The sequence below is a fragment of the Mesorhizobium shangrilense genome (genome assembly GCF_028826155.1).
Taxonomy (GTDB): Bacteria; Pseudomonadota; Alphaproteobacteria; order Rhizobiales; family Rhizobiaceae; genus Arvimicrobium; species Arvimicrobium flavum.
This window is the reverse complement of sequence record NZ_JAQGPN010000001.1, coordinates 2,846,633-2,872,973: the sequence shown is the minus strand read 5'-3', so window position 1 is coordinate 2,872,973 and position 26,341 is coordinate 2,846,633. Positions and strand designations below refer to the sequence as shown.

Sequence of the window (26,341 nt, the reverse complement as noted above, 5' to 3'; positions counted from 1 at the left end):
ATGGCAAAATGGCTTGATGGTTGCATTCCCATGCGCAACGTCGCCCAGGAGGCAATCTGACCGCGATGACCCGACTCGCGCTGCACAACTACTACCGCTCGTCGACCTCCTACCGGGTGCGCATCGCGCTCGCGATGAAGGGGCTCGACTACGACTATGTCGCCCATCACCTCCGCCACGGCGAGCACCTCGAGCCGCCGTTCCGGGCGCTCAATCCGCAGGGCCTCGTGCCTGCGCTGGTGCTGGAGGACGGTTCGGTGCTCACGCAATCGCTCGCCATCATCGAATACCTGGACGAAACCCATCCCGAACCGCCGCTCCTTCCCAGGGACGCGCGCGGGCGCGCGCGTGTGCGCATGATCGCCCAGATGATCGCCTGCGACATCCACCCGGTGAACAATCTGCGGGTGCTCACCTCTCTCAGGACGCTCTATGGAGCAGGAGATGACGACGTCGCGGGCTGGTTCCGGCACTGGGTCGGCGAGACGTTCGGCCCGCTGGAGAAAATCCTGGCGGAGAGCCCCCACACCGGACGCTTCTGCCACGGCGACGTCCCTGGCCTCGCCGACATCTGCCTTGTGGCTCAGGTCGCCAACAACCAGCGCTTCGGCGTGGACATGACGCCCTATCCGGTGATCGCCCGCATAAATGCCGCATGTCTCGACCTCCCTGCCTTTACGAAGGCGGCTCCCCAAAACCAGCCCGATGCGGAATAGTGCGCCCGACGACTCAAGAAGCTGGAAGGGTTTGAGACATGAAGGCTGTGCTGTTCGAGGCATTTGGTCAGGAACCCACCATTGCAACGGTGCCCGACCCAAAACCTGCGCATGACGGCGTCGTCATCAAGGTCGAGGCGACCGGCCTCTGCCGCAGCGACTGGCACGGCTGGATGGGCCACGATCCCGACATCCGCCTCCCCCACGTGCCCGGGCATGAGCTTGCCGGCACGGTCGCGGCCGTCGGCAAGTCCGTAACCCGCTGGAGGGCCGGTGATCGCGTCACCGTGCCGTTCGTGGCCGCTTGCGGCCGCTGCTTCGAATGTGCCTCCGGCAACCACCAGGTCTGCGAGCACCAGTTCCAGCCCGGTTTTACAGCATGGGGCTCGTTCGCCGAGTACGTAGCGATCGATCATGCCGACACCAACCTCGTCGCCCTCCCCGAGGACATGGACGTTGCCACCGCCGCCAGCCTCGGCTGCCGGTTCGTCACCTCGTTCCGAGCCATCGTCGATCAGGGCCGCGTGCAGCCCGGCGAATGGGTTGCCGTCCACGGCTGCGGCGGCGTCGGTCTGTCGGCGATCATGATCGCCAATGCGATGGGCGCCAATGTCGTCGCCATCGACCTCAGCGACGAGAAGCTGGATTTCGCGCGCAAGATGGGCGCAGCCGCCACAATCAATGCCAAGGACACGCCGAACGTGGTCAAGGCGGTCAAGCAGATAACCAACGGCGGCGCGCACATGTCGATGGATGCGCTCGGCCATCCGACGACCTGCTACAACTCCGTGTCGAACCTGCGCCGCCGCGGCCGCCACGTCCAGGTCGGCCTGATGCTGGGAGATCACGCCAGGGCGGCGATCCCGATGAGCAAGGTCATCGCCTTCGAGCTCGAGATTCGAGGTAGCCACGGCATGCAGGCGTTCCGCTATGCGCCCATGCTGGACATGATCACGTCCGGAAAATTGTCGCCCCAGATGCTGGTCGGCAAGCGCATCCGCCTCGACGAGGCACCCGCCGCCCTTATGGCGATGGACCGCTTCGAGGGCCTCGGCATCAGCGTCGTGACGGAGTTCTGAACGCCGACGCCCCATGCGCGCTGCTCGCGGCGGCCGGTCCTACTTCTTGTCGGCCCCGCCGCGGATCTCCTCCATCGCATCCTTGATGCGCTGGCGCAGGATGTCGACGGTCTCCGACCCGGACTTACGCAGGATCTCGCCGATGTCGCTGGCGTTCTTCACCGCCACCTCGAAAGAGCGACGGGCGAACTCGACCTGTTTCGAGACGGCTTCCTGCGCGCTGCCGCTGGCCCTCACATTGTGCGCCATCTCGGTCACCTCGCGCAGCGTCTCCTGCAGCGCTTCGCGCTGCTTGTGCATGGCTGCGGATGCGCCTGCGGCGGTCGCCTTCGCGGATTTCTCGAGCGCCTCGAGGTTCTTGCGATGATGGGCGAGGAAGTCGTCCACATCCATCTTGGGCATTTTCAGGTCCTGCCCAAGCCTCGCGAACATGTCCACGAAGGAATCAGGCTGAGGCTTCTCGGTGGATTCGGGCTGCGGTTTCTTCGCCATGAACGTCCTCCCGTGCAGGAAAAGATCGGAACGAGGATAGCCGATGCGCGGGGCGGGTCAATTCGCGAGAAGGATCAGCTCCATCGAGTAGAGCGCCAGGCCCGCAAGGCCGCCGATGATCATGCCGTTGAAGCGGATGTATTGCAGGTCACGCCCGACATTCGTCTCGATCACCCGGACCAGTTGCGCCAAGTCCCAGCTCTTCATCTGATCGGCGATGAATGCCGAAACGCCGCTCTTCTGGCTCTCCACGAAGGAGGCCAGCGCCACAACGAACCCTTGGTTCATATCCGCGCGGATCTGTGGTTCGCTCGCCAGCTGCTTGCCGACGTCCACCAGGATGCCGGTGAGATGACTGCGCACGACCGACTTTCTCGCGCTCGCATCCTGCTCGATGAAGGTCCTGAAACCCTGCCACATATCGCCGGCGAGATCCTTCACCTCCGGGCGCTTGAGAAAGTCCCGCTTCATCCGCTCGACGCGTCGCGCATAGTCCTTGGACGTGCGCAGCCGCTCGACGAACCCTTCGACGAAACGGTCGAATTCGTGCCGCATCGGATGGTCAGGGTCGGCGCGCACTTCCTCCAGCATCGCGCCGGCCGAGGCGACGATCTTCTTCAGCAGGAAAGCGTCGGCGCGGAACAGGTTGAAGAGTGTCGGCAGCTCCTGCCGGATCTTGTCGCGCATCGCATCGAGTGCATCCTGGTCGTTCAGGAAGTTGCCGATGACGATGGTGATCTGGTCGAACAGCTTCTGGTGGCGACGGTCGGCGGTGAAGGCCGAGACGAGATCCGCGGCCAGCGGTGCGATCTCGACCTTGTCGATCTGGTCGATCAGCCGCTTGCTGACGAAGTCACGCAGGCCCGAGCCCTCAATCGCGGTCATCATGCGCGGCACCAGCCGCGCGATGAAATGGGAGAGACCCTTCGCCCGTTCGGGATCGGACAGCCATTCGGCGACAAGAGCGGCAAAGTCGACTTCTGCCAACTTGGCCCTGACGGGCTCCGGCGCGAGGAAGCTGACCTCGATGAAGCGGCCGAGATTGTCGGCGATTCGCCCCCGGTTCTCCGGGATGATTGCGGTGTGAGGAATTGGCAAGCCAAGCGGCCGCTTGAACAGAGCAACGACGGCATACCAGTCGGCCAGCCCGCCGATCGTTGCCGCTTCCGCGAAAGCCGCGACAAAGCCGAGCAGCGGCCAGCGGCTTTCGAGCGACTTCGCGACAAGGAAGACGAACAGACAGGCCACTAGGGCGGCGGTGGCGAGGAACTTCGTTCGCCTGAGCGCTGCGAGCTTCTCGGCGTCAGGGTCGGCGAGGATGGCTGGCTGTGTTTGGGGCGGCAGGTTCATCTGGGCTTCCGGCGGCATTCCACTTTGCTGCGTTCAGCCCGCAGGCATCTCAAACCGAAAGGCAGGAGCCATACGCGCTCGGTCGTTTCTAGCCCGTTCGTCCAGATCTTGGCCACCGCCGATCAAGACATGACAAGCGAGATCGCGAGCATCAGGAACGCCGCCGCGGACAGCACGCCGCGCCCGACGTGCGAGTACTCCCATCGGTCGCGCATCACGGTCCAGTCGCCCTCGCCGTCCCTTCCGGCGCCGAAAGCGAAAAAGCTGCCGCCCGTGCGCCCGACGCTGGTTTGGCGCAGCCAGAAGTCGTTCACTGGATGCGTGAATACCCAGTAGACGGCGTGCATCGCCAGCATGCAGAGAAAGGCGCCGGCGACGAGCGGAAACTGTGGCATCCCGTAGGACATGCCCGCGAGCGTCAGCGTGGCGAGGATGCCCAGAACTTCGCCCGCGCCGCCTACGACTGTGAAGCCCGGATAGTAGATAGGCTGGACCTGAAGATAGGTTTCCCTCGGCAGCCGCAGCTTTCCCGGCAGCTCGAGGGCGTGCGCCACGGCAGTGACCATGGCGAGGGTAACGAGCGAGAGGGTGATGACCTGCAGGATCTGGAACATGGCGCACTCCGCGCTGGCGCGGTCTTTGGCAAACGACCGCGCTCCGAAGATGTTCCCGCCTGCCTGCCGCCTCGCAGGTCAGAGGGCCGCCGTGGCCGCCAGTATCTCCTGCCTCCAGACGGGGAGAGCCCGTTCCGGCGAAAGATCGATGACGCCCTCGGTCTCGCCGATATGGAACGTCAGCTGGGCGTCGAACTTGCGGGCGAGCGCCTTCATTGCGCGATTGTCCGAGTGCGTGGTCACCAGCAGTCGTTCGTAGCCCAGTGCATGGGCGTGGGCGAGAAGCCGGCGGAAGAGCTTGCTCCCGATACCCTGTCCCTGACGGTCGCGTTCGACGCTGAAAGCGATCTCGCCGGTGGGGATGTCGAACTCGGGCCTTTCGTGCAGTTCGGCTGCCCCCTTCACCTCATCGCCCTCTACATAGGCGATGACGGTGGTGCCATCGTGAAACGAGCGGTCGACATAGTCCGTAATGAAAGTGTCGTTGGTGACGCCGTTGAAGCGGTCCCAGCGGCTCTCCGGATCGAGCCGCATCAGATGGTCACGAAATCGCGGCTGGTCCGAGGGTCTCAGCTGGCGGATGCGTCCAGCGGGCTTTTTCGGAGTGCGGTGCGACATGGCGCAAACTTCCTGTGCCTCCTCGATTCTGCTGACTCCCGACGCGTCGAATATTGTGCGATGCAACATGAAATGCAAGGCATGGCAGCCTTGCGCAACGGGCATCCCTCCGCGGCCATTTGGGCGCGGCGGAAGGCGGGTCGGAAAGCCGCGCCCGCATTCTTTTCTGGAATTGTTCTAAGCTGTGGGCCATATTCCGGCCGACTTCGATTGCGAGGATGAATTATGCGCCTCACGCGCCAAACCAATTATGCCATCCGCATCCTGATGTACTGCGCCGCCAACGACGGGCGGCTTTCGCGCATTCCGGAGATCGCGGCGGCTTATTCGGTGTCCGAGCTGTTCCTGTTCAAGATCCTGCAGCCGCTGGTCGAGCACAAACTTGTCACCACGGTGCGCGGCCGCAACGGCGGCGTGAAGCTCGGGCGTCCGGCCGGCGAGATATCGCTCTTCGATGTCGTGCGCGTCACCGAGGAGAATTTCGCCATGGCGGAGTGCTTCGAGAACGAAGCGACCGAATGCCCGCTGATCGACAGCTGCGGCCTGAACTCGGCCCTGCGCGAGGCGCTGAACGCCTTCTTCGAGGTCCTCATGCGCCACTCGATCGCCGACCTGGTGAAGTCGCGGCCGATCAGCAGCCTGCTGGGCATCGAGAACATGCAGCCGGCGCTCACGAACTGACCGCGCAGCGTGGGATCGTCGGGCTCCGCTGGCGCGAATCGCAGACTACGCAATCATCCTTCGAACCCCGTCAGGAAGGCGGTCAGGTTGTCGCCCAGCGCATCGCAGAGATAGCCCCCCTCCTGGACGACGACCGTCGGCAGTCCCAGACCTGCAATGGCCTCGCCGATGCGCGAGAAGCCGGGGGTCGATACCGATAATCCGCCCAACGGATCGCCCTCGAAGGCGTCCAGCCCCAGGGCGACGACCAGCGCATCGGGCGCAAAAGCCCTCATCCGTTGGAAGGCGGACGCCAGCGCCCCCAGGAACGCCTCGTCACCCGATTTGCGCGGCAGCGGCAGATTGAGGTTGTAGCCGAGCCCGGGTCCCTCGCCACGCTCGTCTGCGTGCCCCCAGAAGAACGGATAGAATCGCACCGGATCGGCGTGCAGCGACACGGTCAGTACGTCCGGCCGGGCATAGAAGATGCCCTGCGTGCCGTTGCCGTGATGCAGGTCGACATCGAGGATCGCCACCCGCGCCGCGGACCGGCGCAAATGCTGTGCGGCGATCGCCGAGTTGTTGAGGAAGCAGAAGCCGCCGGCAACATCGGCGAAGGCGTGATGGCCCGGCGGGCGGCAGAGCGCATAGGCGGCGGGCGCGCCAGACATCACATGTTCTGCCGCCGCCACGGCGCTCCATGCGCTCCAGCAGGTGCTGTCGAAGGTCTCGGCAGAGATCGGGCAGGCCGTATCCGCCATATGATAGCCCGCCTGCCCCACCGCCGACGCAGGATAGGAGCCGGTGCGTGCGAGCGGATGGATGTTGGGAATCACCTCTTCCGACGCCCCCTCGATGCGACGCCACCGGGTAAAAATGTGCTCCAGGAAGGCTAGGTATTCCGGGGTGTGAACAGCCGCAATGGGTCCCAGGCCGTAGTTGGCCGGGCGCTCGATCTCGCAGCCTGCAGCCCTTGCGCCGGCGAGCAGCCGCTCCGCCCGCTCCGGCTGCTCAGGATTGGGCTGCGGCGCGCCGCTCGACAAAAACGCCTTCGGATCGTGGCGCTTCTGTTCGATCGCGTAATAGGCCTTCACCGCGTCTCTCCCTCTTCCCGCGCCAGCGCATCGAACGCCTCGCCGTAGAGGCCATAGATCAGATCGTCGTAGCGGTGAATGAAGCCAAGGCGTTCGTAGAACGCCATGGCGGTATGGTTCTCGTGGTCGACGGCCAGGCGGATGTAGATCCAGCCACGCGATTTGGCGATTGCCGCGGCGCGCCGCATCAACTTCTCGCCGATTCCCCTGCCGCGGTGCGCGTCATCCACGACCAGATCCTGGACATACAGTCCCGGACGGCCGAACCACGTCGAAAAACTCCGGAAAAACAGGCACATGCCTGCAATTTCTCCACCAGATTCGGCGAGCAGGCATTCGAATGCCCTGTCATCGCCAAATCCGTGCGCCAAAAGGTCCGCCGGGGTGCTCTTGATCTTGCGGACGTCGCCGACATGCGTCGCCAGCGTGAGAAGCCCGCGGTGGATCTCATCCACATCGCCGGCTTCCGCGAACCGGATCGTAACGTCTGCAGACGGTTTCATCGGTCAACCATCCACCGGGAGATCCAATTCCCGCGCAAGCTGCTGCAGCGAATCGCCGAGGATCGAAACGATCTCGCCGATCTGCTCGCGCGAGACGATGAGGGGCGGGCAGACCATGAAGTTGTCTCCGAACGCTCCCCCCTTCACCCGGCGCGAGTAGATGATCAGGCCGCGCTCGAAGGCAAGGTCGAGCAAACGGGTGTTCGCAAAAGCTTCGGGAGGAAGCGGCCGCTTCGCTACCGGATCAGCGTAGATTTCCGCGCCCAGCAGAAGACCTTTGCCGCGTATGTCGGCGACGAAGGGGAAGCGCTTTCCGAGTTGCTCCAATTCGCTCTTCAGCGCCTCGCCCATGACCGCAGCCCGTTCGACAAGGCCCAGCCGGTCGGTCTCCGACAGCACCGCCAGACCGGCGGCGCAGGCCACGGGGTTGCCGGCATAGGTATGGCCGTGCAGGAAGCCCCCCATGGCGATGATCGGCCCGACGATGCGCTCCGGCGCAGCGATGGCGCCGAGCGGCTGGTAGCCGGAACTCAAGCCCTTTGACAGGATGACGATGTCGGGGCGGCAGTTCCAATGCTCACCGCCGAGGAATTTGCCGGTCCGCCCGGCCCCGCTCATCACCTCATCATGGATCAGCAGGATGCCGTGGCGGTCGCAGATCTCGCGGACACGCCGATAGTAGCTGTCCGGCGCAACCAGTGCCGCGGTCGCAGCGCCGCCGATCGGCTCCATGATGAAGGCGAGCACGCTCTCCGGCCCCTCCTCAAGGATCTTTTCCTCAAGCATGTCGGCATAGCGCAGTCCACGCTCCTCATCGGAGAGGTTGTCCCGGTCGCGATGCGTCATCGGCGCCGGGACCAGCGGCATGCCGCGTCCGATCGCGTCGAAGGCGTCAGTCAGCACATGGTCGCCGGTCACGCCCAGCGCACCGATGGTAATGCCGTGGTAGGAGGGCATCCGCCCGATCACCTTCCAACGCTCGGACTGGCCGGTCGCAACGGCCCACTGCCGCGCCAGTTTCAGCGCTGCCTCCACCGCCTCCGAGCCGCCCGAGACGAAGTAGATCCTGTCCATGCCGGGCATGCGCCGTGCCAGATCGCGCGCCAGTTCCACCGCCGGCTCGGTCTCGAAATGGATGGTGTAGGCGAAGCAGACCTTGTCCATCTGCCGCTTCATGGCGTCGATGACGTTGCGGTTGCCGTGGCCGATATTGACGTTCACCGCTCCGCTCGACCCGTCGATGAAGCGCTTGCCGGTCTTGTCCCAGAGGTAGATTCCCTCGGCCCGATCGACCATCGGTCGCGGCAGGCGCGTGTAGTAGAAGAGGTTTTGGTTCGTCATGCGCGGTTGCTCATCAGGAATTCGAGCTCCCCAGATACCTGTCCAGCACGTTGCGTGTCACCTTCTCCACCATGGCGTCCTTGCGCAGCAGGCCCGCGACCCATTCGCAGGTTCCCGCATGAAAGACTTCGCCTTTCCCCTTGGAAAAATTGACGATCATGCCGTTGCCGCGCTTCACCTTTTCGAGGTTCTCGTCGCTCGCCTCGCCATAGAGCGTCGCGGCGGTGAAGCGGCCATCCTCGTCGTTGAGGAAGCCCGGGGGAATGTCGGCGTTCTCCTCGACCTGGCTTGCAAGGCCGACCGCAAGGATCTGCACGCCGGCAGGGGCGGCGTCCTTGCCTGTCGGCTCAGGCAGGCCGTTGCAGATAACGTGATCGAGGCCGTCGACCTCGTAGCCGAAGATGTGGCTCTCGTCGCCCAGCACGTCGCCGTAGTAGAGGCCAGAGCCCTTGAACGCCCAATGCTCCGGCCGGTAGATCGGAAAGCCGCGGACGCCGCGCGGCAGGCAGCCCCCCCATCCGGCATAGACGCCCGCCATCGCGCTGAGCCCGAAGGTCGTGGCGCCGGGCCGCCCGACCTCGGGCGCCTCCCAGGCGTTGGTGGCGCGGCTGGTGTCGCCTGACGCGTAGACCGGGTCTTCCTTGCGCGCGCGGTACTTGTAGCAGACCTGCTGCCTCCCCCCGTCCTCGAGCCGCGTCTGCCACAGGAAATTGCCGGCGAAGCGCGCCGCATGTCCGCCCTTCTCCAGATAGGCGTCGACGGTGTCGCGCATCTCCCAGGTCCAGTATTCGTCATGGCCGACGCACACGATGCAGTCGTATCCATCGAGGATGTCCGGCGAGAAATGCAGCTCGTGCTGGCTGATGAGGTCAACTCCGTAGCCGGACCGTTCCGCCCATTTGAAGAAATGGGAATCGTAGCTCGCCCAGCCGGCCGAGGTGTATTTCTTCGAGTGGCCGGTGGCGTAGGCCCATTCCATATGCGGATAGCGGGGTTCCGTCATCGGCGGCAATGCGATCTCCAGCGGCACCCGCGGCGCATCGGGAGGCAGCACGGCAAAGCCGCGGCACCAGGGCCGCTGGGTGCTCACCCTCGTCGCGAACTGGTCGCGGTTCGGTCCGGTGATCCCCTGATAATGATTCGAGCCTCCCCAGGTATTGTAGGCCGTCCAGGTGCCAGTCGCCGCGATCTGGAGGATACGCCCCGCCTTCGCCCGTTTCGGGCAGACGATGAAAAGATGGTGGCTGTGAATGGGCTTTCCATCCCGGCCTTCCGCCGTCAACGTCGCCCGATAGGCGCCGGACGGCCATTCGTCGGGGATTGTCAGGTCGAAGGTGGTTTCCCAGCCGCATCCTTCGACCGAGCATTGCTCCGGCGTCTCCTGCCAGTGGGCAGCGATTCCATGCTGGGAAAAGGCCGGCATCTCGACGCCGCCGTCCCGCACGATCTCGATGTCGAATCGCGGGGCGGTCGAACTGACCTTGAACTCCGCCTTGTCGCCCGGTCGATAGGAAAAGCGATCCGTGTAGCACCAGATCTCGCCGCGCTCCCCGTCCATGCCTGGCGATTCGAAATAGTGGCCGAACACGGCCTCATGTCGCTCGGCCTCGGTCAGGCCGAAATCAGGAAACTCCGTCGGACGCATTCTGAGCCGTCTTCCCCTCTCCTCATGGCGGCGCGACATAAGCACCCTTTGCCCGGGCTGCGCCATAGCTTTCCTGGGATGGCACGTCGGGAGCACCCGCGCTGGCTCAAGACCTGCCCGCGCGGACGACCGATTGCACCCTGCATGCGGCCCGCCTATGGTCGCCTGCCAACGACATCCCGATCATGAACTCACCCAGCCAACGCCAGAAAATCTTCGCCGTCGGCGGCGCCCACATCGACCGGCGCGGCCAGATGGCCGCCGATTTCGTGCCTGGCGCATCGATCCCCGGGACGATGCGCGAGGAAATCGGCGGCGGCGCCTTCAACGCGTTGCGCATCGCGGTCCGGCGTGGCGTCACTGCGACACTGATGTCCGTTCGCGGCGGCGACGGGCCGGGCGCTTTGGTGGCCGACGCGATAGCGCATGAAGGCATCGAAGACGCCTCCGCGATCTTCCTCGACCGGTCGACGCCCAGCTACACCGCGCTGCTCGACCGCACGGGCGACGTCGTCGCCGCGCTTGCCGACATGGGCCTCTACGAACTCGCCTTCCCCAAGCAGATGCGACGTTCCAAGGTCCGCGAGGCCATTGCCCGACATGACGCAATCCTGACCGACGCCAACCTGCCGGAACCCGCGCTGGCGCGGCTCGTCGCCTGTGCGAACGGACGGCCCGTCTACGCCATCGCCATCTCCCCGGCCAAGGCCGTGCGGCTGGCCGGGATGCTTCCCTCGCTGTCCTGCCTTTTCATGAACCGCCGCGAAGCGGCGGCCCTCGCCGCGCTGCCCCTTCATGCCGATCCGCAGTCGATCGTACAGGCGCTGGCCGCGCGCGGCATTGTTCGCGCCGTCATCACCCACGGCGGCGATGCGGCGATCGCCTTCGATGAAGGCAGGTTCTGGACCTTCACGCCGCCGCCGCCGCGCCGCATCGTCGACGTCACCGGCGCGGGCGACGCTATTGCCGGCGCGACGGTCGCCGCGCTCCTGCGAGGCGCGCCCTTCGTCAGGGCCGTTCGCGAAGGCGTGGCAGCCGCGATGCTCGCCGTCGAGACCGCATCGGCCGTGCCGGATTTCACGCCGGAGGAGTTTTCGGGCGCGCTTGCGCTGGTGCCCGAGCCCATCGAGGTGGCAATGAGCGGCGCAACAAGCGGAGCATTTCGATGAATCCCGAAAGCGCACGGCAGTTCATGGACCTGGATGCACCTGTCGCGGCAGCGCTTTCCGCCGGCAAACCGGTCGTCGCGCTTGAGAGCACGATCATCACGCATGGAATGCCTTACCCGGACAACGCCGCGATGGCCGCGAGGGTCGAGGCCATCATCGCCGAGGAAGGCGCGACCCCTGCCACCATCGCCGTGGTGGACGGCAGGCTGAAGATCGGCCTTCCCGAAGCCGAACGCGAAGCGCTCGCCCGGACGACCGGCGCAATGAAGCTATCGCGCGCCGACCTCGCCTTCGCGGTCTCGGAAGGCCGCACCGGCGGCACCACGGTCGCCGCGACGATGATCGCGGCGGCGCTCGCCGGCATCCGCGTCTTCGCCACCGGCGGCATCGGCGGCGTCCACAAAGGCGCGGAAACCAGCTTCGACATCTCCGCCGACCTCGACGAACTGGCCCGAACGCCCGTCATCGTGGTGTCGGCCGGCGCCAAGGCCATTCTCGACATCGAGAAGACGCTGGAAGTGCTGGAGACGCGCGGCGTGCCGGTCGTGGTGTTTGGTTCCGACGTCGTGCCGGCCTTCTGGTCGCGGCAATCCCCGTTCACCGCGCCGCTCAGGCTCGATGAACCGGCGGCAATTGCGCGCTTCTTTGCGACCCGCCATGCGCTGGGTCTCGGCGGCGGCATGCTGGTCGCCAATCCTGTCCCAGCCGCCGACGAGATCCCGGCCGAAACCATGGCTGCTCACATCGCCGAGGCGCAGCAGGCTGCGTTCGATGGCAAGATCAGTGGCAAGGAGGTCACGCCCTTCCTGCTCGCCAAGCTCCTCGAAATCACCGGCGGCGCTAGCCTCAAGACGAATATCGCCCTGGTGGAGAACAATGCGCGGCTAGCCGCGAGGATCGCGCGCGACATCTGATCCGGCTTCACCAAGTCGAAAGGCGGCCGCGCCGGTCAGGCACGCGCCGCCTCCGCAGATGAGCCTATGACAGCGGTGAAAGCTGGATTTCCACGCGCCGGTTCTGTGCCTTGCCGGCTTCGGTCGAGTTGGATGCGATCGGCTGCGTTTCGCCGAGGCCCCGGACGACGAAGCGCCGGCCGTCGATGCCCTGGCCGTAGAAGTAGTTGGCGACCGACATGGCGCGACGTTCGGACAGATCGTAGTTGTACTGGTCGTTACCCGTCGAATCGGTGTGGCCGTAGACGTCGACCATCGTCTGGTTGAACTTCTTCAGCACCAGCCCGACCGAGTTGAGCGTCGGGTAGAAGCTCGACTTCACGGCATCCTGATCCGTCGCGAAGGTGATGTTGGAGGGCATGTTGAGAATGATCCGGTCGCCGGCGCGCGTAACGCTGACGCCGGTGCCCTGCAACTGGGCGCGCAGCTCCGATTCCTGCCGATCCATGTAGTTGCCGACGGCGCCGCCCGCCAGCGCACCGATACCCGCGCCGATCAGCGCATTGCGCCGATCGTTGCCGCCGCCCAGCGCCATGCCTGCAAGCGCACCGATGCCGGCGCCGATGGCCGCGCCGCCGGTGGTGTTGGCGATCTTCTGCTGGCCGGTATAGGGGTCGGTCGTGCATGCCGCGAGAAATGCGAGTGCTGCCGCGGCAGCGACGATCTTGGTCTTCATCAATATCCCTCTCAATTGCGGGCCGCGACGACTCGCCAACCTCGCTTCGCCTTGTAAGGCGAATTGCGGCGAAACGGGGAACGATTTGCCGAGCCCAGACTGGATCACGCCCGGCCAGCGCAAGGCGCATCTTCATCGCAAATCGAGCGGACGACCAGCAGCCGCGCCTAGGCGGCCCGGACCAATTCATTGAATTCGTCGAGATCGACATAGAAGAGCCGCACCATCTCGGTCAGCATCTCCTCGACGTCGTAGCCTCGCGCGCGAAGGATTGAGATCGCAGTCTCCAGATCCACGCGCTCCGTCAGGCGCCTCTTGGCGCAATCCTCGATGTTGTCCTGCATTGGTCCCCTCTGCCCCAACCAGCCAACGCATATGAACTGACTGTTACCGCACTCCTTCTAGTCCGCGACGCCTGCGCCAAGCTTGCGCATTCAAGGTCGATTTTTCGCGGCTCCCCCCAAACTCTCAAGCCGACTCACGGACGCAATTTTAGCATCGCTTGCAGACTGCGGGTACGGGGCCGCAACTCACTGCGGGTGCCCCTGCTCAAGGCGGGAGGCTGCGACGATCTCCAGCGCCAGCCGCGCCATCGGCCCGAACACTGCCTGCCGCTCGGAATTGTCGATCTCCTCGTGCGTCACCAGACTGTCCACGACCGTGCAGAGCGAGATGGCGCGAATGCCGAGCCGTTCGGCGAGCGCATAGAGGGCATGGGTTTCCATGTCGATGGCGATCGCGCGGTCAGCCATCAGCCCCGCCAACCGTGCCATGCCCAGCGGATGATAGAAATGGTCGCTTGCGCCCGTCGGCCCCACATGCAGGACGAGGCCGAGATCACGCGCCCGCGCCCGGGCCTTGTCCAGCAGTTCGACAGATGGTCGCTTGGCGCTCTCGAACGTCCCGAAGCTCGAGCCGCCGCTTTCGACATCGCTCACCGTCGCCTCGGCGGCCACGAGTTCGCGCAGTTTCACCTCGGGCGTCAGGCTGCCGCAGCTGCCGATGCGCAGCACGGTCTTCACGCCATAGAACTTGACCAACTCGTTGACATAGATCGCGAAGGACCCCTGGCCCATGCCGGTGGCCTGCAGGCTGACGCGCACGCCGCGATAGGTGCCGGTAAAGCCGAGCGCGCCCCGGACACGATTCACGCAGCGCGGACTGTCCAGCATGGTCTTGGCGATCCACACCGCCCGGTCGGGATCTCCGGGCAATAGCACTGCATCGGCATAGTCGCCTGCGGCGGCTTCCAGATGCGGCGTCATCGGCAGATCCCCAACCCCACCCCGCACACTATGTCATAAAAGACGTCGTACGCGAACCCGGATCAGCATGTCCGGCGGGCAGCGCCGGTGGAAGACGGGGCTCAGCTCTCCAGCACGTCCTTCACCACCGTCGCCAGTTGCTTCAGCGAGAATGGCTTGGGCAGGAACCCGAATTTCTGGTCCGCCGGAAGGTTTTTCGCGAACGCATCCTCGGCATAGCCGGACACGAAGATGAACTTGATGTCCGGCTGCAGTTTCCGCAGCTCGCCGAGCAGGGTCGGCCCGTCCATCTCCGGCATCACGACGTCGGACACGACGATGTCGACCTTGCCTTCGAGTTCGTGGAAAACCTCCAGGGCCTCGACGCCGGACGACGCCTCGTGCACCTTGTATCCGCGCGAGGTGAGCGCCCGCATGCCTCCCATGCGCACGGCGTCCTCGTCCTCGACCAGCAGCACGACAGCGGAGCCCGAGAGATCCTTGTTCTGGTCCGGCGCCTTCGCCGGCGCCGGCGCCACATCTGTCGCCGGCTGCGCCCCCGCCTCCACGACGGGTTTTGCCTCGGGCACATGGCGAGGCAGGAATATCTGGAAGGTCGTGCCCTTGCCGACTTCGGAATCGCAGAAGATGAAGCCGCCCGTCTGCTTGACGATGCCGTAGACCATGGACAGGCCAAGGCCCGTGCCCTTGCCGACCTCCTTGGTCGTGAAGAAGGGCTCGAAGATCTTCTTGAGCACGTCCGGGGCGATGCCCGTGCCGGTATCGCCCACCTCCACAAGCACATAGTCGGCCGCAATCAACTCGCGATACCCGTAGCGCGCGCATTCCTCGGCTGTCAGATTGCGCGTGCGCACGGTGAGATCGCCCCCGCCTGGCATCGCATCGCGCGCATTGACAGCAAGGTTCACGACCACCTGTTCGAATTGGCCGATGTCGGCCTTGATCGGCCAAAGGTCCCGCCCGTGGTCGATCTTCAGGCTGATATCGTTGCCCACCAGCCGCGCCAGAAGCATGCGCAGGTCGGCCAGGACATCGGTCAGGTTGAGGACTTCCGGACGAAGCGTCTGGCGCCGCGAGAAAGCCAGCAGCTGCCGCACCAGCGAGGCAGCGCGGTTGGCGTTCTGCTTGATGTTCATGATGTCCGGGAATGACGGATCCGATGGCCGGTGACTGGTCAGCAGCAGGTCGGACGCCATGATGATGGCCGTCAGCACGTTGTTGAAGTCGTGCGCGATGCCGCCGGCGAGCTGACCGACAGCCTGCATCTTCTGGCTCTGGGCCATCTGACTTTCGAGCGCCTTCTGCTCGGTGGTCTCCACCGCATAGACGATCGCCGCCTCCTCGGCGCCGTCATCGCCGGCGCCTTCTGCGATCGCGTTTACATAGAAGCGGACATGCCGCTCTTCGTTGTCCGGCAGCACCGTGTCGATCGGCGGGATATCAGCCTGACGTTGCACGGCCTTCTCCACGGCATTGGCGAAGGCCGCTCGGTCGCGCTCATGGATCACCGTATCGAAGCGCACGCGGCGATCGACTGCATCGCGATCGACCACGCTGGAGAAGAGCGACACGAACGGCGCATTGGTGCGGAGGATGCGCCCCTGCTGGTCGATCCCCGCAATCGCCATGGGGGTCGAGTTGAAGAACCGCGTGAAGCGGACCTCGGATGCGCGCAGTTCGGCCGAGACGTCCTCGCCCTCGGCCCGGTTGAGCACGATGGTCCGTGTGGGGCCTTGCTGCCCTTCTCGGCTGGCTGTGATGCGGTGCATGAAGCGGACAGGCAGCGCGGCGCCCTTGGACGTCGCCAGGTCCAGGTCAATGACGGCATTGCGCGTGGTGCCCGGATCGGCCTTGACCGAGCGCACCAGCGCCATGCCATCGCCCGCGACGATATCGTCAAGCGCGATGGAGCCGGGGGTGAAGCTGGCCAGGTCGATGCCCAGCCATTCGGCAAGCGTCGCGTTCACATAGGTGACGCGGCCGTCCTGATCCGCCGAGAAGAAGCCGGCAGGCGCATGATCGAGGTGGTCGATCGCCTTCTGCAGGTCCAGGAAAAAGCGCTCCTGCTCGGCGCGCTCACTCGAGATGTCGGCAAGCTGCCAGGCCTGCAGCGGCTGACGGTGGCTGGGCGCCGTGAAGCTGCGTGCGCGAATGCGGTACCAATGCGCGCCGGCCGCCTCGCCGGGCCTGATCGATTGCAGAAGACGGAACTCGCCATCCCCGCCCTGCCCGTCCTTCAGCCCCCGGCTCAAGCGATAGACGATGCCCGAGGCTTCCGGGAGATCGGACAGCAATCCCTCCAGCGTTCTCAGGTCGGCTGCGGATGTCGCGCCGGTCATGTCCCCGTAGGCGCGGTTGGCGTAGATGATCCTTCCCCGGGCATCGGTCACCAGGAGACCCTGCTGCATGGAATCCACGAACGCCTTTGACAGTTCGTCGCCCCCCGATCTCGGGGCGATCTGCACGAAGCCGATGGCGGTGGCGAACAGGTAGCCGACGCCGATCATGGCAAGAACGCCCAGCAGCCCCAGCAGGAACGGATTGCCGAAGCGGTCGCGGAAGATCCCGAAGATGAAGGCGCCGCCGATCAGGACAATGATGAAAATGATGAGCCGAGTCACCGCGCCCGGTCGCATCACGTCGTCGACTATCGGGAGTGGATTGAAATCGCTACGATTCTCTTTGGCCATCGCCCCCTGCCTGGCGTCGCGGTTGCCCCGGTTCGCAGCGTGCTTGAATCATATTCCAAAGAGCCCGGAAAGTGCCCTTTGGGAAAACAACAGGAAAACTTCTTGATACGCGCCCCGATATTGGCAACTTGCAGACGCGCGAGTCTACAGTCTAGTCTCGGCAGCCATTGCAGGGGTGCGCAAAAATGCTGGCTTGGTTGGAGAACATCGCGGGGCCGCAATATGTCCCCGCGCTCCTTTGGACATTCGCGGCGCTAGTCGCCCTGGTTGTTGTTCTGGTCGCCGTAAGGATTGTGCGGCGGGCCTCATCCGGTACTTTCGTGGCGGGCGGGCGCAACCGCAAGACCCGCCTGGCGGTAATGGACGCCACGGCTGTCGACAGCCACCGGCGGCTCGTGCTCGTAAGGCGCGACGACGTGGAACACCTGCTCCTGATCGGCGGCTCGAACGACATCGTCGTCGAACAGAACATCCGGCTGAACGCGCCGGCCCGACGCCCGGGCGTTACTGAAGCTGCGAATCACCAGCCGGCGCGGCCGCGCCCTCCCGAGACGCTGGGACAGCGCCCAGCCGCAATTCCGGCCGCGCCGCTGCGTCCCGCTTCGCCCGCTCCGCAGGCTCGCCCTGCGCCGCCATCTCCGCGCCCACAGGAAGCAGGTCCGGAGAACAAGCCGCTCGCTGCCCGCCCGATCCCGGTGAGCACGGTCGCGCCAGTGGCCCCTGCGCCCGCACGGCCGCAGTCTCCCACGCCACCGCCGCCGCCCAAGGAAGAAGACATCGACGAGACGCTGCTTCAGGAGTTGGAGGTGTCTCTCGACAATGAAAGGGCCAAGTCGGGCGGACGGCCAGACGCGTCACTGGAGGATGAGATGACGCGGCTCCTCGGCGAACTGTCAGGCGGCAGGAAATAGCCACGCCTCAAGGCATGGCGGCCTGTCGATGCAAATATGCAGAAAACCGCAGCCCCGGATGATCCGAGGCCACGCGGCGACCACGCCTCAGTCCTCGCGATACACCTTCTCGCGGCGCTCATGGCGTTCCTGCGCTTCGATCGACAGCGTCGCGATCGGCCGCGCATCGAGGCGCTTCAGCGAAATCGGCTCACCGGTCTCCTCACAGTATCCGTAAGTGCCTTCATCGATCCGATGCAGCGCGGCGTCGATCTTGGCGATGAGCTTGCGCTGGCGGTCGCGCGCCCGGAGCTCGATGGCGCGGTCTGTCTCTGATGATGCCCTGTCGGCGAGGTCGGGGTGGTTGGCGTTTTCTTGCTGGAGGATTTCGAGGGTTTCGCGGGCTTCGCGCAGAATGTCGTTCTTCCAAGCGACCAGCTTGGTCCTGAAGTAGGACTTCTGCCGCTCGTTCATGAACGGCTCATCCTCCGAGGGAACATAATCGGTTTCAACGAGCGCACTCATTCGACTCACCCCACGACCGCTGGTTTTTGCGCCTATATATTCGTCGGCCGTTTCCCAGACAAGATTTATCGATGGGCGATCAGCGGATTGTCAACGAACGCCGCATTTCGTGATTGTTCTGACACATAAACACTTAAACTATTGAAAAGACTATCGGCCAACTAGAACAATCAAGCTAACTCCCGCCAGTTGCGCGACACCCGTCGGACGGATACATCATGCACGCTGCGCCGCCCCGGGCACCGAAGGTTCCGCCGAATGAGCTTGTTGTTGCTTCTGAGACACGCCAAATCGGGTTGGGCGCTGCCCGGCATGCGCGATTTCGACCGGCCGCTCGACGAAACGGGCCGCAGGGACGCCGCCGCGATCGGGGCCGCCATGAAGCGCAACGGCTACCGGCCGAACGTGATCTTCTGCTCCAGCGCCGCCCGGGCGAGGGAGACGCTGGAATGCGCCGCGCCCTACATCGATATCCGCGACGCGATCTACACGCCCACGCTCTACAGCACCGACGCGGGCGGCTATCTCGAAACCATTCGCACCGCCGATGACGCCCCGGCAGTACTGGTCGTCGGACACAACCCGATGATGGAAGACCTTGGCATGGCGCTCTCCGGAGACGGGGATGAGACGGCCCGGCATGCCCTTCACGGCGGCTTTCCGACCTCGGGACTGGCTGCAGTGCGCTTTCAGGGATCGCTGGCCGCCGCCGCCCCCGGACAGGGATTCCTCGAAGCGTTCTTGACGCCCGAGGCGGATTGAGCGGCTCCGGCCGCCGGTCGACATTTCAAAACGCATCATCCCTGCCTATATCGCAGCGACGGATGGAGCAGCGATTGGCGTCACTTACTACCATTGCCGATGAGGCGCTGATTGCCCTCGACACATTGGCGGAGCGGGCGGGCGGCATGTTCTCGCCTTCGCTCAGGCTCGGCGTCACCGGCCTTTCGCGCGCCGGCAAGACCGTGTTCATCACCGCCTTCGTGCACAATTTGATCCATGGCGGGCGTCTGCCGCTGTTCGAGGCGCACAAGTCCGGTCGCGTCGCGCGCGCCTTCCTGGAGGAGCAGCCGGATGACGCCGTGCCGCGCTTTCAGTATGAGGACCACGTGTCCGCGCTCGTCGACAGCCGCATCTGGCCGGATTCCACGCGCGCCATCTCCGAGCTCAGGCTGACCATCGAATACGAATCAGCCTCGGGCTGGAACCGGATGTTCTCGGCCGGACGTCTCTCGGTCGACCTCGTCGACTATCCGGGTGAATGGCTGCTCGACCTGCCGCTGCTCGGCAAGACCTACCGCCAGTTTTCGCAGGAGGCGTTCGAACTCGCCGATCTGCCGAACCGCCACGACCTGTCCGCGCCATGGCGCAGCCTTGCCGCAACAGTTGATGGCGATGCTGACGCCGACGAGATGACCGCCCGCAAGCTCGCCGAGAGCTTTGCCGCCTACCTGAAGGCGTGCAAGGATGACGAGCGCGCTCTTTCCACACTGCCGCCGGGCCGCTTCCTGATGCCCGGCGACCTGGACGGCTCGCCCGCCCTCACCTTCGCGCCGCTGCCCGGGCTCGGCGAGGGCCGCGCCCGACCGGGTTCGCTCCAAGCCATGATGGAGCGGCGCTACGAGGCCTACAAGTCGCACGTCATAAAACCGTTCTTCCGCGAGCACATCGCCCGGCTCGACCGGCAGATCGTGCTGGTCGACGCCATGCAGGCGCTGAACGCGGGCCCGGACGCCGTCGCCGACCTCGAGCGCGCGCTGACCGAGATCCTCGCCTGCTTCCGACCCGGGCGCGGGAGCTTTCTCACCGACTGGTTTTCGCGCCGCATCGACCGCATCCTGATCGCCGCGACCAAGGCCGATCACCTCCACCACGAAAGCCACGACCGCCTTCAGGCGATCGTGCGCCGCCTGGCCGACCGCGCCATCAAGCGAGCAGATTTTTCCGGGGCGGAGGTCGACGTGCTGGCCATGGCCGCCGTGCGCGCAACCCGGGAAGGAACGGTGAAGCAGGGTCGCGAGATGCTGCCGGTCATCATCGGAACGCCACTCGAGGGCGAGAGGATCGGGGACGAAAAATTCGACGGAAAGACCGAAACCGCCGTCTTCCCGGGAGACCTGCCAGCCACGCCGGACCTCGCCTTCAACGCGAAGGCCGGCGAACTGGCGATCCGCTTCGTACGCTTCCGCCCGCCCAGGCTCGAACGCACCGCGGAGGGCGTCACGCTGTCATTGCCCCATATCCGCCTCGACCGCGCACTGCAGTTCCTGATCGGAGACCGCCTGGCATGACGCCGCCGCGCAAACCCGCAGCTTTCCGTATCGAGACCGCCGATCCCGGCGAGAAAGCGCCGACGCGTCCCGCAGCAGCCATCGAGCCGGCGCGCAAGCCGCGGGCCGCGAGGCCGGAAGCCGCCATCGTCACGCCGGATGAAATCGATGTGTTCGACCTGGAGGCGACGGGCGCCGAGGAGCCGCCGCTGCCGGTCGCACCCCGCCGTCGCTCAAGGCTAGCCGCGATCTTCTGGAGCGCACTGGGCTCTCTGCTCGCGCTGGCCATCGCGTTGTGGACGGATCAACTGGTCCGCGAACTGTTCGGTCGCGCCCAGTGGCTGGGCTGGCTGGGAGCCGGGCTCGCCGCCGTTGCGGCCGTTTCGCTGCTGGTGATCCTCGCTCGTGAACTCGTGGCGCTCGCGCGACTCGCCTCGGTGGAGAAACTGCGTCAGCTCGGGGCCCAGGCGATCCAGCGCGACGACCCCAAGGCCGCCCGCAAGGTGGTCGACGATCTGGTCGGGCTGCTCGCGGGCCGACCCGAAACGGCGGCCGGGCGTCGCGCGCTGACCGAATTGCGTGGCGACATAATCGACGGGGCCGATCTCGTGCGGCTGGCGGAGACCGGACTGCTCGTGCCGCTCGACGCCGAAGCGCGGACGCTGGTCCTCGACGCTGCCAAGCGGGTGTCGCTGGTGACGGCCGTCAGCCCCCGCGCGCTGGTCGACATCGCCTATGTCGTCTTCGAATCAGGCCGGCTCATCCGCCGTCTGTCCGAACTCTACGGCGGCCGGCCCGGCACGCTCGGCTTCATCCGGCTCGCCCGCGACGTCCTCGCCCACCTCGCCGTCACCGGAACCATTGCTGCCGGCGACAGCGTCGTCCAGCAGTTGGTGGGCCACGGCTTGGCCGCGCGGCTATCTGCAAAACTCGGCGAAGGCGTCGTCAACGGCATGATGACGGCAAGGATCGGCCTTGCGGCGATGGAAACCGCGCGCCCGCTGCCCTTCACGGCGGTGCGACGACCCGGACTCGGCGACTTCCTCACAGCCCTCACCTCCTTCACCGCCAAGAAAAGCGGAGTGCGATAGCGCGGGTTCCAGCCCGACCAGCGACCCGCCCCACACTCCGATTTAGACGCCCATAGGCAGGCGAGGTCAGAAACCGTTAACCATTATTGGTCATGGTTTCCGGCATCGAATCCTGCCTATCCAACCTGCCGGAAAGCCCGATGAAGCGCGTCCTGTCGTCTGTGTGTCTGTCGCTTGCCGCCGCCGTGGCCGCGCTTCCTCTCAGCCAGCCGGCCGCGGCCGGCGAGCGGGACAATGCCTTTTTCCGCAACGTCGCCGGCAACTGGGTCGGACCGGGCGAGATCGTCGCCGGCAAATACAAGGGCACGAAATTCGTCTGCAATTTCAGCGGTGCACCCAAGTCAGGCAAGACCGGCATGTCGCTGGAGGGAGATTGCCGCGTGGGCGTCTTCACCCAGAAGATGTCCGCGTCGTTCGAGCATAACGGCCGCGACTACAAGGGCAAATTCATGGATGGCGCGGCCGGCAAAGGCCTCGACATCATCTCCGGCAACGTCGTCGACGGCAAGAAGGTCATCCTGGCGCTCAACCGCGCGCAGCTGGACGGCGTCATGCAGGCGCGCATTCCCGACAGCGACACGATGAACGTCACGGTATCGGTCAAGGTCGACAAGAAGCTGGTGCCGGTGATCGGCGTCAACCTCAAGCGCATCGACAATACGGCGATCGGCGCGATCGCGTCCGACTGATCCGAAGCTCACTGAGCCGGCCAATCACCGTAGCCCGGCGAGACGGGCACCTCATCGGGCCGGTCGCCACTGTCTGCTCCTTCACAACAAAGCAGCGGCCTCCCCGACATGACGCGTCCGATCAAGCCGACGCGCCACCACCTTTCGCGTTCTATGCGCCCATCGCGGAGCCATGCGCCTCTCGGGCGACGCTGCCCATGCGGGCTATGCGCCAGGCGCGGAGGCCTGCATGCAGCCGCGCAAGCGCGCCGCCTCACGCATCGGCTGCGTCGTCAAAACTCTCGCCGCCGTTCTCCAGGAACTTTTCGGCGATCAGGCCGGCGTTCTGGCGCAGCGCGGTCTCGATCTCGTTCGCCAACTCAGGATTGTCGCGCAAGAAATTCTTGGCGTTCTCGCGGCCCTGTCCCAGACGCTGGGAGTTGTAGGAGAACCAGGCGCCCGACTTCTCGACGACGCCGGCCTTGACGCCGAGATCTACCAGTTCGCCCATCTTCGACACGCCCTCGCCGTACATGATGTCGAACTCGACCACCTTGAAGGGCGGCGCCAGCTTGTTCTTGACCACTTTTACGCGGGTCTGGTTGCCGACGACCTCCTCGCGGTCCTTGACCGAGCCGATGCGGCGGATGTCGAGCCGGACCGAAGCATAGAATTTCAGCGCATTACCGCCGGTCGTCGTCTCCGGAGAGCCGAACATCACGCCGATCTTCATGCGGATCTGGTTGATGAAGATGACCATGGTGTTGGAGCGTGAGATCGACGCCGTCAGCTTGCGCAGCGCCTGGCTCATCAGCCGCGCCTGCAGGCCCGGCAGCGAATCGCCCATCTCACCCTCGATTTCGGCGCGCGGCGTGAGTGCAGCCACCGAGTCCACCACCAGCACGTCGATGGCGCCGGAACGCACCAGCGTGTCGCAAATCTCCAGCGCCTGCTCGCCGGTGTCGGGCTGCGAGATCAGCAGGTTCTCGAGATCGACGCCGAGCTTGCGGGCATAGACGGGATCGAGAGCATGCTCCGCGTCGACGAAGGCGCAGATGCCGCCCTTCTTTTGCGCCTCGGCCACGGTGTGCAGCGCCATCGTCGTCTTGCCCGAGCTTTCTGGCCCGTAGATCTCGATAATGCGGCCGCGCGGCAGGCCGCCGACGCCGAGCGCGATGTCAAGGCCGAGCGAGCCGGTAGAGACGGTGCCGATCTCGACCACCTGCTCGTTCTGCCCGAGCCGCATGATCGAGCCCTTGCCGAAGGCGCGCTCGATCTGCGAGAGCGCGGCATCCAGAGCCTTTGTTTTGTTGTCCACCGGTTTATCCTCTACGAGCCGCAACGAGTTCTGAGCCATGATACATCACCCCTTGATCGTCAATGAAGCCTGATATCGCCGTCGCCAAGGCACAATTCGTACCTCTTTTGTTCTCTATTGGCAAGAGAGGTCAACATATTGATTTTTCTCAAAAATAGAATTTTCGTTCTGCTTCCGTACTGAGTATGACGCAACGGAAGCACCGGCAGGGCGCAGGTTTCGCGGACATCCATCGGCTGCCGGAACGATTCGACGGACCTGGCCCTGCGCTCCACGGCAGCGAGGCGCCGCGGATTCGCCTGCCTGCCTGTGGACATCAAAAGAACGCACTTGCGCTCTTTGCGCCGCCGCATATGCCGACTATAGAGGGTCCGCGCGCCGCCGGATATGGCGCGGAAAGGGTTTCATGCCGAAAACGGTCTTCGTCCTCAACGGGCCAAATCTCAATATGCTGGGCAAGCGCGAGCCGTCCATCTATGGCGGCAAGAACCTTGCCGCAATCGCCGACGACTGCAAGCAGCACGGCACGGAGCTGGGGTTTGAGGTCGATTTCCGACAGTCAAACCACGAGGGCGATCTCGTCGACTGGATCCAGGAAGCGGGCGACAAGGCTGCTGGCATCGTCATTAACCCGGGCGCCTACGGGCATACTTCCATCGCCTTGCATGATGCGATCCGCTCGGTGGCGCCGCTGCCGGTGATCGAAGTGCATCTTTCCAACATCCATGCGCGGGAGCCGTTCCGCCATCATACGACGACGTCGCCGGTCGTGATCGGCGTCATCTGCGGCTTCGGGCCGCTGGGCTATGCGCTCGCGCTCAGGGCGCTATCCGAGCGCACCTGACCGGACAAGAAGGGACACATTAAAGAATGTCGACGAAGAAAACCGGCATCGACCAGCAGCTCATCCGCGATCTTGCGGAAATCCTGAACGAGACGCAGCTGACCGAAATCGAGGTCGAGCAGGACGACCTGCGCATCCGCGTATCGCGGCAGTCGTCCGCAGCGCACGCGGTGGCCGCGGCTCCGGCTCCCCAGGTCCATGTCGCCCCGGCCGCGGCCGCCGCGCCTGTCGCGCCGGTTGCCGCCGTCGATCAGTCCAAGAACGCGGTCCCTTCGCCCATGGTCGGCACCGCCTATCGGGCGCCCTCGCCTGACGCGCAGCCCTTCATCGAGATCGGACAGAAGGTGCGCGAAGGCCAGACGCTCCTGATCATCGAGGCGATGAAGACCATGAACCAGATCCCCTCGCCGCGCGCCGGCACGGTTACCGCCATCCTGTTCGAGGATGCGCAGCCGGTCGAGTACGGCGAGCCGCTGGTCGTCATCGAGTAAGGGCATGTTCCAGAAAATCCTCATCGCAAACCGCGGCGAGATTGCGCTCCGCATCCTGCGCGCCGCCAAGGAACTCGGCATCCAGACGGTCGTGGTGCATTCCACCGCCGATGCCGACGCCATGCATGTGCGCCTGGCCGACGAGAGTGTCTGCATCGGTCCGCCGCCCTCGCGCGAAAGCTACCTAAACATCCACCAGATCGTGGCCGCCTGCGAGATCACCGGGGCGGACGCGGTGCATCCGGGCTACGGCTTCCTGTCGGAGAACGCCAAGTTCGCCGACATCCTGGCCGCCCACAACATCACCTTCATCGGCCCGTCCGGCGACCATATCCGGATCATGGGCGACAAGATCGAGGCGAAGCGCACCGCCAAGCGCCTCGGCATTCCCTGCGTTCCCGGCTCAGACGGGGCGGTGTCGGACCCGAAGGAGGCCAAGCGCATCGCTGCCGAGATCGGCTATCCGGTCATCATCAAGGCTGCGGCGGGCGGCGGCGGCCGCGGCATGAAGGTGGCCCGCAACGAGGACGACTTGGAAGTCGCCCTGGCGACCGCACGCAAGGAAGCGGGCGCGGCCTTTGGCGACGACGCGGTCTACATCGAAAAGTATCTCGAGAAGCCGCGGCACATCGAGATCCAGGTGTTCGGCGACGGCGCCGGCAAGGGCATCCACCTCGGCGAGCGCGACTGTTCCCTGCAGCGACGTCACCAGAAGGTTTGGGAAGAGGCCAACTCGCCTGCCCTGAACGCCGAGGAACGGGCAAGGATCGGCAAGATCTGCGCGGACGCGGTAGCCGGTCTCGGCTATTCAGGCGCGGGCACCATCGAGTTCCTCTACGAGAATGGCGAGTTCTACTTCATCGAGATGAACACCCGCCTGCAGGTGGAGCACCCGGTGACCGAGGCGATCACCGGCATCGACCTGGTCCACGAGCAGATCCGCGTGGCCTCCGGCGGCGGACTGTCGACGGCGCAGGAGAACGTGCGCTTCCGCGGCCACGCCATCGAGTGCCGCATCAACGCCGAGGATCCGCGCACCTTCATGCCCTCGCCGGGCACGATCACGCATTTCCACACGCCGGGCGGTCTCGGCATCCGCGTCGATTCAGGCGTCTATTCCGGCTACCGCATCCCGCCCTATTATGACAGCCTGATCGGCAAACTCATCGTGCACGGGCGCAACCGCGTGGAGTGCATGATGCGGCTGCGCCGGGCGCTCGACGAATTCGTGGTCGACGGCATCAAGACGACGCTGCCGCTGTTTCGCGAGCTCGTCGGCAATTCGGACATCGCCAATGGCGACTACGACATCCACTGGCTGGAAAAGCACCTCGCCGAGGCGGAATGAGGGTCGCGCGTCCTTCGAGGCTCGCCCTCGC

Annotated in this window: 27 protein-coding genes; 13 read left to right on the top strand and 14 right to left on the bottom strand. The window is 65.0% G+C overall.

Translation table 11 applies throughout. From position 1 onward, the window contains the following. Positions 1-65: 65 nt before the first annotated feature. A complete protein-coding gene (gene maiA / locus PD284_RS13850) occupies positions 66-716 on the top strand; it encodes a maleylacetoacetate isomerase (RefSeq protein WP_274628773.1) in 651 nt (216 codons plus the stop codon). 38 nt (positions 717-754) lie between these two features. Beyond that, positions 755-1,795: a zinc-dependent alcohol dehydrogenase family protein gene (locus PD284_RS13845; RefSeq protein WP_274628772.1), complete on the top strand. Its 1,041-nt coding sequence runs from the start codon at positions 755-757 to the stop codon at positions 1,793-1,795. Between the two features lie 39 nt (positions 1,796-1,834). On the opposite strand, the gene PD284_RS13840 is transcribed toward PD284_RS13845, so the two are convergent. The 4 genes from PD284_RS13840 to PD284_RS13825 all read right to left on the bottom strand — a co-directional run bounded on the left by PD284_RS13840 (position 1,835) and on the right by PD284_RS13825 (position 4,869). Next, positions 1,835-2,287 carry a phasin family protein gene (locus PD284_RS13840; RefSeq protein ID WP_274628771.1) on the bottom strand — a complete coding sequence of 151 codons (453 nt, stop codon included), beginning with the start codon at positions 2,285-2,287 and terminating at the stop codon, positions 1,835-1,837. Positions 2,288-2,344: 57 nt separating this feature from the next. After that, positions 2,345-3,637, bottom strand: a complete 1,293-nt coding sequence (locus PD284_RS13835; protein ID WP_274628770.1) for a DUF445 domain-containing protein — start codon at positions 3,635-3,637, stop codon at positions 2,345-2,347. Positions 3,638-3,759: 122 nt separating this feature from the next. Beyond that, complete coding sequence (locus tag PD284_RS13830; protein ID WP_274628769.1) at positions 3,760-4,251, bottom strand: DUF1772 domain-containing protein; 492 nt, start codon at positions 4,249-4,251, stop codon at positions 3,760-3,762. A gap of 78 nt (positions 4,252-4,329) precedes the next feature. Beyond that, the gene (locus PD284_RS13825) at positions 4,330-4,869 is read right to left on the bottom strand and encodes a GNAT family N-acetyltransferase (RefSeq protein ID WP_274628768.1); all 540 of its coding nucleotides are present in this window, start codon (positions 4,867-4,869) and stop codon (positions 4,330-4,332) included. A gap of 225 nt (positions 4,870-5,094) precedes the next feature. Between PD284_RS13825 and rirA the strand changes: the two genes are divergently transcribed. Beyond that, entirely contained in the window at positions 5,095-5,550 is a 456-nt protein-coding gene (rirA, locus tag PD284_RS13820; protein WP_274628767.1) for an iron-responsive transcriptional regulator RirA, read from the top strand. Between the two features lie 53 nt (positions 5,551-5,603). Here rirA and PD284_RS13815 read toward each other — a convergent pair whose 3' ends face one another. Genes PD284_RS13815 through PD284_RS13800 form a run of 4 tightly spaced genes read right to left on the bottom strand, consistent with a single transcriptional unit; the run spans position 5,604 to position 10,112 of the window. Beyond that, a complete protein-coding gene (locus PD284_RS13815) occupies positions 5,604-6,623 on the bottom strand; it encodes a histone deacetylase family protein (RefSeq protein ID WP_274628766.1) in 1,020 nt (339 codons plus the stop codon). Continuing rightward, positions 6,620-7,126, bottom strand: coding sequence for a GNAT family N-acetyltransferase (locus PD284_RS13810; RefSeq protein WP_274628765.1), 507 nt, complete (start codon positions 7,124-7,126; stop codon positions 6,620-6,622). The genes PD284_RS13815 and PD284_RS13810 overlap by 4 nt, the downstream gene beginning before the upstream one ends. A gap of 3 nt (positions 7,127-7,129) precedes the next feature. Continuing rightward, a complete protein-coding gene (locus PD284_RS13805; RefSeq protein WP_274628764.1) occupies positions 7,130-8,467 on the bottom strand; it encodes an aminotransferase family protein in 1,338 nt (445 codons plus the stop codon). Positions 8,468-8,480: 13 nt separating this feature from the next. Next, positions 8,481-10,112 carry a N,N-dimethylformamidase beta subunit family domain-containing protein gene (locus tag PD284_RS13800; RefSeq protein WP_274628763.1) on the bottom strand — a complete coding sequence of 544 codons (1,632 nt, stop codon included), beginning with the start codon at positions 10,110-10,112 and terminating at the stop codon, positions 8,481-8,483. A gap of 185 nt (positions 10,113-10,297) precedes the next feature. On the opposite strand from PD284_RS13800, the gene PD284_RS13795 reads away from it, so the two are divergent. Both PD284_RS13795 and PD284_RS13790 read left to right on the top strand, forming a co-directional pair. Continuing rightward, positions 10,298-11,281: a carbohydrate kinase family protein gene (locus PD284_RS13795; protein WP_274628762.1), complete on the top strand. Its 984-nt coding sequence runs from the start codon at positions 10,298-10,300 to the stop codon at positions 11,279-11,281. Next, positions 11,278-12,195, top strand: a complete 918-nt coding sequence (locus tag PD284_RS13790; protein ID WP_274628761.1) for a pseudouridine-5'-phosphate glycosidase — start codon at positions 11,278-11,280, stop codon at positions 12,193-12,195. The genes PD284_RS13795 and PD284_RS13790 overlap by 4 nt, the downstream gene beginning before the upstream one ends. Positions 12,196-12,259: 64 nt before the next feature. Here PD284_RS13790 and PD284_RS13785 read toward each other — a convergent pair whose 3' ends face one another. The 4 genes from PD284_RS13785 to cckA form a co-directional block, all read right to left on the bottom strand. Further along, on the bottom strand, positions 12,260-12,916 hold the full coding sequence (locus tag PD284_RS13785) for a YiaD family glycine zipper/OmpA-like lipoprotein (RefSeq protein WP_411956269.1): 657 nt from the start codon (positions 12,914-12,916) through the stop codon (positions 12,260-12,262). 161 nt (positions 12,917-13,077) lie between these two features. Continuing rightward, positions 13,078-13,254 carry a hypothetical protein gene (locus PD284_RS13780; protein WP_274628759.1) on the bottom strand — a complete coding sequence of 59 codons (177 nt, stop codon included), beginning with the start codon at positions 13,252-13,254 and terminating at the stop codon, positions 13,078-13,080. 186 nt (positions 13,255-13,440) lie between these two features. Beyond that, entirely contained in the window at positions 13,441-14,175 is a 735-nt protein-coding gene (locus tag PD284_RS13775) for a DeoD-type purine-nucleoside phosphorylase (RefSeq protein WP_274628758.1), read from the bottom strand. A 101-nt stretch (positions 14,176-14,276) separates the two neighbouring features. Further along, entirely contained in the window at positions 14,277-16,865 is a 2,589-nt protein-coding gene (cckA, locus tag PD284_RS13770; protein ID WP_274628757.1) for a cell cycle histidine kinase CckA, read from the bottom strand. Between the two features lie 185 nt (positions 16,866-17,050). Between cckA and PD284_RS13765 the strand changes: the two genes are divergently transcribed. After that, positions 17,051-17,776, top strand: a complete 726-nt coding sequence (locus tag PD284_RS13765; RefSeq protein ID WP_274628756.1) for a flagellar biosynthetic protein FliO — start codon at positions 17,051-17,053, stop codon at positions 17,774-17,776. A gap of 87 nt (positions 17,777-17,863) precedes the next feature. Here PD284_RS13765 and dksA read toward each other — a convergent pair whose 3' ends face one another. Beyond that, positions 17,864-18,280 carry an RNA polymerase-binding protein DksA gene (gene dksA, locus PD284_RS13760; protein WP_274628755.1) on the bottom strand — a complete coding sequence of 139 codons (417 nt, stop codon included), beginning with the start codon at positions 18,278-18,280 and terminating at the stop codon, positions 17,864-17,866. 258 nt (positions 18,281-18,538) lie between these two features. On the opposite strand from dksA, the gene PD284_RS13755 reads away from it, so the two are divergent. The 4 genes from PD284_RS13755 to PD284_RS13740 all read left to right on the top strand — a co-directional run bounded on the left by PD284_RS13755 (position 18,539) and on the right by PD284_RS13740 (position 22,330). Continuing rightward, complete coding sequence (locus tag PD284_RS13755) at positions 18,539-19,042, top strand: SixA phosphatase family protein (RefSeq protein WP_274628754.1); 504 nt, start codon at positions 18,539-18,541, stop codon at positions 19,040-19,042. 74 nt (positions 19,043-19,116) lie between these two features. Then, positions 19,117-20,571: a YcjX family GTP-binding protein gene (locus PD284_RS13750; RefSeq protein WP_274628753.1), complete on the top strand. Its 1,455-nt coding sequence runs from the start codon at positions 19,117-19,119 to the stop codon at positions 20,569-20,571. Then, the gene (locus tag PD284_RS13745) at positions 20,568-21,641 is read left to right on the top strand and encodes a YcjF family protein (RefSeq protein WP_274628752.1); all 1,074 of its coding nucleotides are present in this window, start codon (positions 20,568-20,570) and stop codon (positions 21,639-21,641) included. Before PD284_RS13750 ends, PD284_RS13745 begins: the two co-directional genes overlap by 4 nt. Before the next feature lie 140 nt (positions 21,642-21,781). Continuing rightward, on the top strand, positions 21,782-22,330 hold the full coding sequence (locus tag PD284_RS13740) for a hypothetical protein (protein ID WP_274628751.1): 549 nt from the start codon (positions 21,782-21,784) through the stop codon (positions 22,328-22,330). 253 nt (positions 22,331-22,583) lie between these two features. Here PD284_RS13740 and recA read toward each other — a convergent pair whose 3' ends face one another. Beyond that, entirely contained in the window at positions 22,584-23,666 is a 1,083-nt protein-coding gene (recA, locus tag PD284_RS13735) for a recombinase RecA (protein WP_274628750.1), read from the bottom strand. A gap of 367 nt (positions 23,667-24,033) precedes the next feature. Here recA and aroQ point away from each other — a divergent pair, with 367 nt between their 5' ends. Genes aroQ through accC form a run of 3 tightly spaced genes read left to right on the top strand, consistent with a single transcriptional unit; the run spans position 24,034 to position 26,310 of the window. Continuing rightward, positions 24,034-24,471, top strand: coding sequence for a type II 3-dehydroquinate dehydratase (aroQ, locus tag PD284_RS13730; protein ID WP_274628749.1), 438 nt, complete (start codon positions 24,034-24,036; stop codon positions 24,469-24,471). Between the two features lie 26 nt (positions 24,472-24,497). Next, on the top strand, positions 24,498-24,962 hold the full coding sequence (gene accB / locus PD284_RS13725; RefSeq protein ID WP_274628748.1) for an acetyl-CoA carboxylase biotin carboxyl carrier protein: 465 nt from the start codon (positions 24,498-24,500) through the stop codon (positions 24,960-24,962). A gap of 4 nt (positions 24,963-24,966) precedes the next feature. After that, positions 24,967-26,310, top strand: a complete 1,344-nt coding sequence (gene accC, locus PD284_RS13720; protein ID WP_274628747.1) for an acetyl-CoA carboxylase biotin carboxylase subunit — start codon at positions 24,967-24,969, stop codon at positions 26,308-26,310. The last annotated feature ends 31 nt before the right edge of the window (positions 26,311-26,341 follow it).